This window comes from Pseudomonas sp. ATCC 13867, assembly GCF_000349845.1.
Lineage (GTDB): Bacteria > Pseudomonadota > Gammaproteobacteria > Pseudomonadales > Pseudomonadaceae > Pseudomonas.
Map to the genome: position 1 here is coordinate 3,886,481 of NC_020829.1, position 12,565 is coordinate 3,899,045.

Sequence of the window (12,565 nt, forward strand, 5' to 3'; positions counted from 1 at the left end):
GCGGATTGCGAATCCTTGCCCTGGGGAGGGAATACCAAGGGTTCCTCGCATGACAGCCTGCGAAGCGGCCTGTCCGGTGACGGCTCCTGTGTTCCAGGAGCCTCGGTTGACGCGGTATCGGGCGGAGCGATGTCCGCCGCTCCAGGTGCAATGATCGCGTGTTCGCCCGCCCTTGAGTGTCAGCACAAGGTAAAGACTGGGTAAAACCGGCTCACGCCTGCGCCAGCAGGCCGCGGCAATAACGCGCCACGCCCTCCTCCACGGCCAGCATCGGCTCGCGGTAGCCCGCCTCGCGCAGCAAGGCGATGTCGGCGCAGGTGTAGCACTGGTACTTTCCGCGCAGCTCGTCCGGGAACGCGGTGTATTCCAGTAGCCCGGCGCGCGTCGCCGCATCCCGGGTCAGCGGCTGCAGGTCCTGTTGCTCGCGCAGGGTGTTGATCACGGCCAGCGCCACGTCGTTGAACGGCTGCGCGCGACCACTGCCGAGGTTGAAGATGCCGCTGTGCTCGGGGTGGTCGAGAAAGTACAGATTGACCTTCGCCACGTCCTCCACCGAGACGAAATCGCGCTGGTGGCCGCCAGCCGGGTAGTCGCCGTATTCGCCGAACAGTTTCACCTTCCCCGTCTCGCGGAACTGGTTGAAGCAGTGGAAGGCCACCGAGGCCATGCGCCCCTTGTGCTGTTCGCGTGGGCCGTAGACGTTGAAGTAGCGGAAGCCGGCGATCTGGCTGCGCGCGGTGGGCAGTACCTTGCGCACACGCTGGTCGAAGAGGAATTTCGAATAGCCATAGACGTTCAGCGGCCGCTCGCAGGAGCGCATCTCGCGGAACTCCTGGCCGCCGCCATACACCGCCGCCGACGAGGCGTAGAGGAACGGCACGCCCAGCGACAGGCTGGCGTCGAGCAACTGGCCGCTGTAGCGGTAGTTGTTGTCCATCATGTAGTGCCCGTCGCGCTCCAGGGTGCTGGAGCAGGCGCCCTGGTGCAGCAACGCGCGCACCACGCCGAAGTCGCCGCGGGCGTAGCGTTCGATGAAGTCGCGCTTGTCCAGGTAATCGCTGATGTCGCAATCGGCGAGATTGGCGAACTTGTCGCCCTCGGTCAGATCGTCGACCGCGATGATGTCGGTCTCGCCGCGCGCATTCAGCGCCTTGACGAGGTTGCTGCCGATGAAGCCGGCGGCGCCGGTGACGATGATGCTCATGTCGGGCATCCCCTGCGGAGAATGGATGCACCCAGACTACGAGTGGCACGGACGTACCCCGTTGACATGAAGCAAAGAAGTTAGCTTGCTATCGAAATGATATTTCGGCGACTCAGGGGCGGTCGTTGTGGCCCAGGCCACGCTGCGGGTCGATGCGGTCGCGCACCCGCTGCTTGAGCACCTTGGCCTCGGGGAACCCACCGTCGGCCTTGCGCTCCCAGATCTGCTCGCCATCGCAACTGATGTGGAACACCCCGCCGGTGCCCGGCACCAGGCTGACCTTGCCCAGGTCGTCGCCGAAGGTACTCAGCAGTTCCTGCGCCAGCCAGGCGGCGCGCAACAGCCACTGGCACTGGGTGCAATAGGTGATGACGATTTCGGCTTTGGCTTCGGACATGAATCAGACCCTGCAGTAGGACGCGCACCTATAATACCGGCCGACACGCCTATTCGGATTCCCCTGTTATGCGCCGCCTGCTGTTCGCCCTCCTCCTGCTCCTGCCCCTCGGCACCCTGGCGGCCAACGCGCCGCCGAAGATCGGACTGGTGCTCTCCGGCGGCGCGGCCCGGGGCCTGGCGCACATCGGCGTACTCAAGGCACTGGACGAACAGGGCGTCCATGTCGACGCCATCGCCGGCACCAGCATGGGCGCAGTGATCGGCGGATTCTATGCGGCGGGCTACACACCCAAGGAGCTCGAAAAGCTGGCGCTGACCCTGGACTGGCAGCAGGCGCTGTCCGACTCCCCGCCACGGGTCGACATGCCCTTCCGGCGCAAGCAGGACGACCGCGACTTCCTGGTGAAACAGAAACTCAGCTTCCGTGACGACGGTACCCTCGGCCTGCCGCTGGGCGCGATCCAGGGCCAGAACCTGTCGATGCTGCTGGAAAGCCTGCTGGTGCACACCAGCGACACCCGCGATTTCGACAAGCTGGCCATCCCCTTCCGCGCAGTGGCCACCGACATCTCCACCGGCGAGAAAATAGTGTTCAGCAAAGGCCACCTGCCCCAGGCGATCCGCGCCAGCATGTCGATCCCGGCGGTGTTCGCCCCGGTGGACGTCAACGGCAAGCTGCTGGTGGACGGCGGCATGGTCGACAACATCCCGGTGGATGTCGCGCGGCAGATGGGCGTCGACGTGGTGATCGCGGTGGACATCGGCAACCCGCTGCTGGACCGCAAGCAACTGACCTCGGTGGTGGACATGCTCAACCAGTCCGTCACCCTGATGACCCGCAAGAACTCCGAGGCGCAACTGGCCACCCTGAAATCCACCGACGTGCTGATCCAGCCACCGCTCAGCGGCTACAGCTCCGCCGACTTCGGCAAGGTGCCGCAACTGATCGACGCCGGCTACCGCGCCGCCACCATCCTCGCGCCGCGCCTGGCCAGCCTGCGCCAGAGCAGGGACGAACACGCCGTGGCCCTGAACGAGGCGCGCACGCCCGGCGAACGCCAGCCGGTGATCAATCGCATCGAAGTGGAGAACAACTCCAAGGTCAGCGACGACGTCATCCTCCACTACATCCGCCAGCCGCTGGGCGAACGCCTGGACCTGGAACGCCTGCAGCGCGACATGAGCACCCTCTACGGCCTGGACTACTTCGACCAGGTGCAGTACCGCGTGGTGCACCAGAAGGACGGCAACGCCCTGGTGATCCACGCCTACGGCAAGCGCGGCGGCACAGACTACCTGCGCCTGGGCCTGAACCTCTCCGACGACCTGCGCGGCGACAGCACCTTCAACGTCGGTGCCAGTTACCGCATGAATGGCATCAACCGCCTCGGCGCGGAATGGCTGACGCGCCTGCAGATCGGCGACCACCAGGAACTCTACAGCGAGTTCTACCAGCCGCTGGACGTGGGCTCGCGCTACTTCGTCGCGCCCTTCCTGTTCAACGAGGCGCAGAACGTCGAAGCCACCGACGACGACGATCCCATCGCCGAATACCGCCTGGAGCGCTATGGCTACGGCCTCAATGTCGGCCGGCAGATCGCCAACAACGGCGAGATCCGCTTCGGCGTGGCCCAGGCCTACGGCAAGGCCGACGTCCGCGTGGGCGAACAGGACCTGCCCGACTTCAACTTCAACGAAGGCTACGCGGAGCTCAAGTACTCCTTCGACACGATGGACAATGTCGACTTCCCCCGCGAAGGCGAAAACATCCAGGCCGCCTTCCGCGAACACACCCCCTCGCTGGGCGACGACGACCGCTACCGGCAGTGGGACATCCACCTGGACAAGGCACTGAGCAGCGGGCCGGACACCTTCGTGCTGGGCGGTGGCTACGGACGCACCCTCGACGATGCCGAGGTGGTGGTGTCGAGCTTCCTGCTCGGCGGCGCGCGGCAGCTCTCGGGCTTCCGCCAGGATGCCCTGGCCGGGCAGAACTACAGCCTCGGCCGGGTCATCTACTACCGGCGCATGACCGAGCGCTCCTTCCTGCCGCTGGACTTCCCCTTCTACCTGGGCGGCAGCCTGGAACGCGGCCGGGTGTGGAACAACGACAACAGCTACGACACCGGCTACGTCAACGCCGGCAGCATCCTGATGGGCTTCGAGACGCCGCTCGGGCCGCTGTCCTTCAGCTACGGCCTGAACGACGCCAGCGAGCACGCGATGTACATCAACCTGGGACGGAATTTCTAAGCCCTGCTCGCCATCGGGCCCCGGCCTGTAGGAGCGAGCTTGCTCGCGAACGGTGGTTTGCCGGGTATCTCTGCGCCAGCCTGGATGCCCATGTTCGCGAGCAAGCTCGCTCCTGCAAGGGAGGATTCGTCGCAGGACGCGCCGGAGGTATCCATCCGCCTTGTACCGGGCGCTTGCAGGAGCGGACTCCGTCCGCGATTTGCCCCGCAGCGGCGTTGATCGCGGACGGAGTTGCTCGATCAGCGCCCATGAAAAAGCCCGGCACGCGGCCGGGCTCTTCCATTCATGCGTGGATCAGGCAATCCGTGCCAGCAGCTCGCGCGCCTCGGCCTTGGCCTTGGAGTCGCCGCTCTCGATCACACGCTTGAGGATGCGGTAAGCCTCCTCCAGGTTGCCCCGATCGATGCAGGTCCGGGCCTCATCGAGGCTGGCCAGCAGCTCGTCATGCTCGTGCAGCTCGCTCTCGGGCAGCTCGAACACCAGGTCGACTTCCTTGGCCTGGCCGAACAGGCTGGCATGCTCGCCATCCAGCTCCAGCTCGGTGATTTCCGGCAGCTCGCGCAGGTTGCTGCGGAAATCGGCGGGAGCGGGTTGTTCGGCGGCCGGCGTGCTCTTGTTGCGTTGTGGCGTATCGACGGGATCGACGGAGTCCCAGTCCAGATCCAGCGACATGTCGCTGAGGTTCAGGGCGAAGTCCGGTTGCGCTTCACCCGCGTTGGACGCGGGCGTTGCGTCCAACGCCAGGTCATCCCAGTCGGTGAGGGTTTCACCCGTCGGGGCGACCGGGAGTTCCTCCCCGCGCTCGAGCATTGCCGGATAGCGCGACTTGATCTGGTCGATCGGCTTCTGGTCCCCGCCACGGGCCACCAGTTCGTGTTCCTGTTCATGGAAGCCGGCCAGGTCACCCAGCTCGGCGAGCACCAGCAACAGCTTCATGCGCAGCTCGCGACGTTCGGGCTCCCGGGCAACGGCCTTGCGCAGCATGTCGCGCGCCTGGTTGAAGCGGCCGTAGGCGATGTAGATGTCCGCCCCCTCCAGGCTGTCCGCACTGGCAGCCGGAAGACGCGCCACCCCGGACTCCGGAGCCATCACCGGCGGTTGGGGACGCTGGATCGGCGCAGCCACGGGCGGCGGCACGGCACCGCCCGCCAGGGGTTTGGCCGGAGGCATCGCCGCTTGCACCTGGCGCCCGCCGATGTCCTTGAGCGGCGGCTCGTTACGCTTGCGGCGCATCAGCAGCAGCCCGGCCAGCAACGCACCGAGCGCGCCCACACCAAGCCACGGCCAGAAGTTGAACTGTGCGCCCCGGGCGTCGCTGGCAGGTGTCGCCGGCGTGGAAGCCGGTACCGCCTTGGGCGCCACCGGAACCGCCGGTGCGGCAGGCCCATCGCGGCGAGCCAGCTCGGCCTGCAGGCTCTGCACCTGCTGGTCGCGGCTTTCCAGGGCCTTCTGCAGCGCTTCCAACTGCTTCTGCATGGCGTCCATGCGCTGGTTCAACTGGTCGCGCTGGGCGTTGCTCAGGGCGAGGTCTGCTTCGACCTTGGCCAGGTTGCCATCGACCGCCGGGGCGGCGGGTGCGGAGAAGGATGCCATTGCCGTATCACCGGCTGGCGGCGCGGAAAGCGTTGCCGGGGCGGAAACGTCGGTCTGGAGGTTCGACGATGCGGCATTCGCCGTGGCTGCCGCAGCGGCGGGCTGCGGCGCAGGAACATTGCCGTACCCTGCGAGCTGCTGGCCCTGGGGCAGGACCAGCGTCTGCCCGACCTTCAGCCGGTGCGGGTCGCCATTGACGAAGGCTCGCGGGTTCAGTGCCAACAGGCTGTCCATCAGTTGTCTGTGCGACGCGCCGCTGCCGCTCAGGCGGGAAGCGATGCTCCACAGCGTATCGTTGCGCACGGTGGTGTAACGCCCCTCGCCCGCCGGGATGGGCGTGGCCGCAGGGGCGCTGCGAACCGGTTCGGCGCGCCAGCGGGGGGCTTCGGGAGTCCTGCGCTCGGGCAACGGGATACTGGCGGCGACCGAAGTGCGCGCACTGTTGTAATTCGGCGGATCGAGCAACACAGTGTACTCGCGCAACAGGCGCCCGTTGGGCCGCTCCACTTCCACCAGGAAGTTGAGGTACGGCTCGCGCACCGGCTGGGTGGACACCACCCTGATGTAGCTGCGTCCGGCGCGGATCACCGGGGTGAAGCGCAGGTTCTGCAGGAACATGAAGCGGTCGACACCGGCCTGTTCGAAGGCCGTGGGGCTCGCCAGGCGGGCGATCAGTTCGTCGGAGGTCATGTCGCCTGTCTGCAGCAGGGCGATTTCCGCATCCAGCGGCTGGTTCAGCGACGAGTGCAGGGTGATCTCACCCAGGCCGAGAGCATTCGCATGAGCGGAAACAAACACAGAAAGCGCAGCGAGCGTCAGCGGAATTTTTGTTATTCGAGCCATAACCCTACCCCTAGTCTGGGTCTGCCGGCCGTTCCCTGACCACCCGAAAGCAGCAGGTTCTACCTGTCCACATACTCGAATCGCCATGCCGGACGACAGACCGCACGCGCCCCACCACTGCACCTGAAAGGTACAGGCCGATTGATATCAGGGATTAGGTGGTCCAAGGGATTTGGTCAAGACAAGTCGTCGGAAAACCGGCGAATGGTCCAGAGAAACTCACTGGGGGACTGGCGATTCCGCGAGAAAACGCCAGAAAAATGGCTATTTAGCCGAATAAAATGTGATGCACTTCTCAGTTTTTCTCCAAATTACTGAGAATCCGGCTAAGGAGCCGCTGACAGACGGCAATCTCGTCCTCGGTGATACCGCTGAGCACTTCATTGCGCACGGCAGCGGCAATGTTCTCGATATCGGTGATCAGGACATCCGCCTTGGGCGTCAGGGCGATGCGCTTGGCGCGGCGGTCCTCGGCCACGGCCTGGCGACGAACCAGTCCCTGGGCTTCGAGGCCGTCGAGCAGACGGGCCAGGGTCGGACCCTCCACGCCGACGGATTGCGCGAGCTCGCGCTGGGTGGGCGCGGCGGCGTGGCGTGCCAGGTGCAGCAGCACCAGCCAGCGCGCCTGGGACAAACCGAGGTGGCTGAGCCGGCGGTCGAGTTCAGCCCGCCATGCACGCGAAGCCTGGGCCAGTTGGGTACCGAAGTAGTGCTTATCGTTGTCTGCCATTGTGTCGCAAAGTTCGGGCTAATTGATTTGACTAATTATTAGCCAGCTAATCAAGCCCGTACAATGACAGATTGTCGCAGGGTATGACGCAGCACTTCACCATTTCGCATATTGGTCTTCTACGAATCCCCACAGATTGTCGATGCGCACCTCGGCCTCTCCCGCCGGTTTCAGCACGCCGCTGAAGCGCCCGAAGATCTGCTTGAAGTTGCTCGCCAGCAGGCCCAGGTTGAGGCGCTCCTGGTGCAGGCCGTGGGCTTCGAAGCGCAGCTCGACCTGGCCGTCGTAGGAACCGATGGTCCAGGGCTGTAGCGGCTGGTCGCGGTCGAACTCGAAACGCACGGTATCGACCTTCACCAGCCGGCCATCGAGCCAGTAGCAGTTCTCGGTGAAACTGGTTTCATTGACCCCGCACGAGAGGTTCAGGCCGACGCGCCGTCCCTGCGCCTCGCCGGACAGGCAGGCCCAGTTCCAGAAGGTTTCGCGGCGCATGTAGCCGGCGGACCAGTCGTGGTGCGCGTAGGCATCCAGCGCACGCAGGTCGTAGTTGCCCAGCGCGCTGCGCACCTCGCCGTGGCAGTGCACGCCGGCCACCTTGCGCGCATAGACCCATCCGTTCACCGCCGCCGGGGTACACAGGCTCATGGGTTCGAAGGCTGGTTGCGCCTCGCTGAAACACGCGTCGATACGGGTGCCATCGTCCAGTTCCACCAACAGGCGCTTCTCCAGTGGAGCCAAACCGTTCTCCAGGCGCAACAGGTTGCGGCCCTGGAGCAGCTCGCAGACGCCGTCGTTGGGCGCCTGCGAGAAGCGCGAGCCCTTGCCCAGCGGGCACTTGAACTGGCGTTCGATCATGCGCCCGCTTTCAGGGTGGTAGAGGTAGACGAAGCCGATGGACAGCAGGCTCAGATCGGCCAGCGCGCAGCCGCCGATCAGCGTCGGGCTGATCAGGCCGAAGTACTGGAACTGATGGAAACTGCGCCACTTGCTCAGCGCGCCGAGACGACGCCCCATAGGGGAGCGGAAGTCGAAGTCGCGGTGGTTGATCGTCGCCGGGGTGGTGGAAAAGATGCCGTAGTGCGGTTGGCCGTTGGCCTGGATCAGCTGCTGCATGGGCGCGGGCTCGGTGGCGGGGTCCGGCGCATCCTAGCACCGGCCCCGCGGGCGCCGCAGTCACGCACGGCGCCAGTGCGGGGGACGGAATCGGCCATCAGGACGGGCCCCGCGCTGGGTGTACAACCGCTCAAGGCATTCAGGCCACCACCTGATTGCGTCCGAATGCCTTGGCCTCGTACAACGCCCGATCGGCGTGTTCATAGATGCTGCGCAGCGGGTGCCCGGTTTCCGGCCACAGGCAGGACACCCCGATGGACAGCGTCACTTCGTCCGCCGTCAGCGAGCCCTCGTGGGCGATGGCCAGCCCCTGCACCGCCTCGCGCAGCACTTCGGCGCGCTCCCTGGCCTCGCGCTCGCTGGCCCCGTAGAGCAGCACGGCAAACTCTTCGCCGCCCAGGCGCACGGCCATGTCCAACGGCCGCCGGGCGCAGGCGGCAAGCACCTCGCCGATGCGTTGCAGCACGGTATCGCCAGCCTGGTGGCCGTAGCGGTCGTTGTAGGCCTTGAAGTGGTCGACGTCGCAGAGCAGCAGCGCCAGTCCCACGCTCTCGCGCTGCGCCTGGCGCCACAGGCGTTCCAGCTGGCGGTTGAAGCTACGGCGGTTGTGCAGGCCGGTGAGGCTGTCGTGCTCGGCCATCATCTTCAGCAGGCGGCTGATCAGGAAATGCTGGCGGGACTTGTACTCCAGCAGGTAGCACCCCACGGCGCCGACCAGATTGCCGAACAGCAGGAACACCACGTTGCTGATCAGCTTGGGCAACGGCAGGGCGACATACAGCTCGAACCCCACGTACGCCAGCAGGATGACGAAGGCGCAGGCCACCGCCTCGGAAAAGCGCAAGCCGATCAGGAAGTAGGCGGCCATGCTGACCAGCAGCAATCCCTCGTAGGGATACGTCTGGTCCACGGTATGGGCGATGCCCGCCACGGCCGCTGCGCCGATGCCGACGCTGAGGATGCAGGCCAGGCTCAGCGGCACCAGCAGTTGGGTATGCCGGCGCTGCAGGATCAGCCCGCCGCAGACGGTCAGCAGCACCAGCACGCCGATGCGCACTGCGAGCATGTCCCAGTGTTCTGGAGTCCGGATGAGGAGAAAGTCGATGGCCGCCAGCGCCAGCCAGATCAGCACTCCGACGCTCAGCGCGGTGCGCTTGAGATCGAAGCTGTCTTCCAGCAGGTAGTGACGGTACTGGGTTTCGAGGTCGGGCTCGAAGCTCAGGCGGCGAAAGCCCCGGGAGAGCTGTTCGGCATAGGCATTGGAGCGGACGTCGTCCAGCCAGCTTTGTTGCGGCACGTTCACCTCTTCTCGTGGAGGTCTAAGTGCCACCATAGCTGTTCGAGATGAGCGTCACAAGTTTGTCGTTTTGCCCCGTCACGAATATGACGAAGCGGGGTGCGATGAATGTACAAGCGGACTCCGTCCGCGATCAGCGCCGCTGCGGAACTCTTCGCGGGCAGAGTCCTACGGAAAAGACAATAACGACGCGATCAGACTTCCAGCTCGGCCTGCAACGCGGCGCGCACACAGTGCAGCACTCCCAGCGGCACGCGGCCTTCGAACAGCTCGGCGATGGCATTCACCGGCGGCAGCTCGCCGTCCTCGTCGAGGAAGGCGTCCTGTACTTCGCCAAGCAGTTCCTCGGGCAGGTCCAGCGCCTGCTCCAGGGTCAGTTGCTGACGGCCGATGGCCTCGGCCAGCAGGCTGTAGACGTTCTTCTCGCTGCAATCGAGCTGGCGGGCGATCTGTGCCGGGGTCATGCCGGCGCGGGCCAGGGTCACCAGTTCATGGCGCAGGTCGGTGACCGGCGCCGGGGCGTCGGGCGCCGCCTCGGACTCGGTGAGCACGTCGAGGAAGGCCTGGCCGTAGCGTTCCAGCTTGCGCGCGCCGACGCCGCTGACCTGGGCCATCGCGGTGAGCGTGGTGGGCTGGCTGCGCAGCATCTCCAGCAGGGTCGCATCGGGGAAGATGACGTAGGGCGGCACCGAGTGCTCCTGGGCCAACTTGCGCCGCAGGGTACGCAGGGCTTCCCACATCTCGCGCTCTTCCTGGCGTACCAGTTGGCTGGCCGGGCTGGCGCCGCCAGTGGAAGACGACGACTTGCTGCGCTGCGGCTTGGGATCGCGGCGCAGGGCCAGCGTCTCTTCGCCGCGCAGCAGCGGACGGCAGGCCTCGGTCAGGCGCAGGCCGTTGAAGCCGTCGACGTCCACATCGGCGAAGCCGCGGGCGACCAGTTGGCGGAACAGCGTGCGCCATTCGTCCTCGGCACGGGACTTGCCGATGCCGAATACCGCCAGGTGCTGGTGGCCGGCACTGCGGACCTTCTCGGTGTCCTTGCCCAGCAGCACGTCCACCAGGTGGCCGACGCCGTAGCGCTGGCCGCTGCGGTAGATCGCCGACAGGGCCTGGCGCGCCGGCTCGGTGGCGTCCCAGGTTTCCACGCCATCGACGCAGATATCGCAGTGGCCGCAAGGATCGGGCATCACCTCGTCGAAGTAGGCCAGCAGCGCCTGGCGGCGGCAGCGGGTTTCCTCGCACAGCGCCAGCATGGCTTCGAGCTTGTGCCGTTCGACGCGCTTGTGGCGTTCGTCGCCCTCGGAGTTCTGCATCATCTGCCGCAGCAGCAACACGTCCTGCAGGCCGTAGGCCATCCAGGCGTCGGCGGGCAGGCCGTCACGGCCGGCGCGGCCGGTTTCCTGGTAGTACGCCTCCAGGCTCTTGGGCAGATCCAGGTGCGCGACGAAGCGCACGTTGGGTTTGTCGATGCCCATGCCAAAGGCGATGGTGGCGACCATGATCAGCCCTTCCTCGTTGAGGAAGCGCTTCTGGTGGAAGGCGCGCAGGTCGTTGGACAGCCCGGCGTGGTACGGCAGCGCCGGGAAGCCCTGGTTGGAGAGGAACTCGGCGACCTCCTCGACCTTCTTGCGCGACATGCAGTAGACGATGCCCGCGTCGCCGCGCCGCTCGGCGAGGAAGCCCAGCAACTGCTTGCGCGGCTGCTCCTTGGGCACGATGCGGTAGAAGATGTTCGGCCGGTCGAAGCTGGAGAGGAACTGCTCGGCGTCCTGCAGGTGCAGGCGCTGGATCATCTCCTCGCGGGTGCGCATGTCCGCCGTGGCGGTCAGGGCGATGCGCGGCACGTGCGGGAACAGCTCGGCGAGCTGGCCCAGTTGCAGGTATTCAGGACGGAAGTCGTGGCCCCATTGCGACACGCAGTGTGCTTCGTCGATGGCGAACAGGCCGATCTCCAGGCGCTGCAGGAAGGCCAGCATGCGCGGCTGCACCAGGCGTTCCGGGGCCAGATAGAGCAGCTTGATCTCGCCGCGCTGCAGGCGGTCGGCGATCTCGCGCTGGGCCTCGGGGCTCAGCGAGGAGTTCAGCGCCGCCACCGGCACGCCCAGTTCGTCCAGCGTGGCGACCTGGTCTTCCATCAGTGCGATCAGCGGCGAGACCACCACCGTCAGCCCCTCGCGCAGCAGCGCCGGGACCTGGAAGCACAGCGACTTGCCGCCGCCGGTGGGCATCAGCACCAGCGCATCGCCGCCGCCGGCCACGCGCTCGATGATCCGCGCCTGATTGCCGCGGAAGGCGTCGTAACCGAAAACGTCTTTGAGGATGCGCTGGGCCTGATCGAGCATGGGGGACTCCAAATGAAGCCGCGCATTATACGCAAGCCACCCGCCCGCGCCCGGCACCTTGTCCGGGAAACTGCGGAAAAATCCGTCACATGCGTCCGAACCCCGCGTCAGTACGGGCCGCGCGGGCATTTGGCTTTTGCCGAGGGGCCCCGGAACGACTACAATCTGGGGCCGATCACCTCCGAGGTAGTACCCGATGTCCTTCGCCGACCAACTGTCCCGCCTGCAAGCCTTTCTCGATGCCGATGACCTGCACGAGGAAGCCTTGGATTACGTGGCGGCACACGGCTACCTGACCGCCCTGGCGATCTGCCCGGAGGAAGTGCCGGAGCGCGAGTGGATCGATGCCCTGTTCGCCGAGCCGCCGCACTACCGCAGCGACGAGGAGCGCAGCGAGATCGAAGGCACCCTGGTCCAGCTCAAGGCGCACGTCACCCGCCTGCTGGCCAGCGACGAAGAGCTGGAACTGCCGTGCGAACCCTACCTGGGCGCCGAGCCGGACGACTCCGACATCCGCGGCTGGTGCATTGGCTTCATGGAAGGCGTATTCCTGCGCGAGGCCATCTGGTTCGAACAGGCCGAGGAAGAAGTCAGCGAGCTGCTGCTGCCGATCATGGTCGGTTCCGGACTGTTCGACGAACAGCCCGAGTTCGACGAAATCGCCCGTGACCGCCAACTGGTGGACGACATGGTCGCGCAGATCCCCGAGCTGCTGACCAACCTGTTCCTGCTGTGCCAGGCCCCGGAAGAAAAGCCGGCCCTGCTCAAGCCCCGCACTCACTGATCCGCCA

9 protein-coding genes are annotated in these 12,565 nt (G+C 65.9%); 2 read left to right on the plus strand and 7 right to left on the minus strand.

Going from position 1 to position 12,565, the window contains the following annotated elements:
- Positions 1 to 211: 211 nt before the first annotated feature.
- Both rfaD and H681_RS17280 read right to left on the minus strand, forming a co-directional pair.
- Positions 212 to 1,204 carry an ADP-glyceromanno-heptose 6-epimerase gene (rfaD, locus tag H681_RS17275; protein WP_015478165.1) on the minus strand — a complete coding sequence of 331 codons (993 nt, stop codon included), beginning with the start codon at positions 1,202 to 1,204 and terminating at the stop codon, positions 212 to 214.
- Positions 1,205 to 1,316: 112 nt separating this feature from the next.
- Positions 1,317 to 1,601 (minus strand): SelT/SelW/SelH family protein, encoded by a 285-nt coding sequence (locus H681_RS17280; protein ID WP_015478166.1) that lies wholly within the window; start codon positions 1,599 to 1,601, stop codon positions 1,317 to 1,319.
- Between the two features lie 68 nt (positions 1,602 to 1,669).
- Between H681_RS17280 and H681_RS17285 the strand changes: the two genes are divergently transcribed.
- Complete coding sequence (locus H681_RS17285; RefSeq protein WP_015478167.1) at positions 1,670 to 3,856, plus strand: patatin-like phospholipase family protein; 2,187 nt, start codon at positions 1,670 to 1,672, stop codon at positions 3,854 to 3,856.
- Positions 3,857 to 4,150: 294 nt separating this feature from the next.
- Here the strand turns inward: H681_RS17285 and H681_RS17290 are convergent, their stop codons facing one another.
- From H681_RS17290 to recQ, 5 genes are all read right to left on the minus strand, one after another.
- Positions 4,151 to 6,247, minus strand: coding sequence for a FimV/HubP family polar landmark protein (locus H681_RS17290; RefSeq protein ID WP_015478168.1), 2,097 nt, complete (start codon positions 6,245 to 6,247; stop codon positions 4,151 to 4,153).
- A gap of 340 nt (positions 6,248 to 6,587) precedes the next feature.
- On the minus strand, positions 6,588 to 7,022 hold the full coding sequence (slyA, locus tag H681_RS17295) for a transcriptional regulator SlyA (RefSeq protein ID WP_015478169.1): 435 nt from the start codon (positions 7,020 to 7,022) through the stop codon (positions 6,588 to 6,590).
- Positions 7,023 to 7,118: 96 nt separating this feature from the next.
- The gene (locus tag H681_RS17300) at positions 7,119 to 8,135 is read right to left on the minus strand and encodes a DUF2804 domain-containing protein (RefSeq protein ID WP_015478170.1); all 1,017 of its coding nucleotides are present in this window, start codon (positions 8,133 to 8,135) and stop codon (positions 7,119 to 7,121) included.
- 139 nt (positions 8,136 to 8,274) lie between these two features.
- Positions 8,275 to 9,468, minus strand: a complete 1,194-nt coding sequence (locus H681_RS17305; RefSeq protein ID WP_051070442.1) for a GGDEF domain-containing protein — start codon at positions 9,466 to 9,468, stop codon at positions 8,275 to 8,277.
- Positions 9,469 to 9,626: 158 nt separating this feature from the next.
- Positions 9,627 to 11,774, minus strand: a complete 2,148-nt coding sequence (gene recQ / locus H681_RS17310) for a DNA helicase RecQ (protein ID WP_015478172.1) — start codon at positions 11,772 to 11,774, stop codon at positions 9,627 to 9,629.
- Positions 11,775 to 11,970: 196 nt separating this feature from the next.
- Between recQ and H681_RS17315 the strand changes: the two genes are divergently transcribed.
- Complete coding sequence (locus H681_RS17315) at positions 11,971 to 12,558, plus strand: UPF0149 family protein (protein ID WP_015478173.1); 588 nt, start codon at positions 11,971 to 11,973, stop codon at positions 12,556 to 12,558.
- The last annotated feature ends 7 nt before the right edge of the window (positions 12,559 to 12,565 follow it).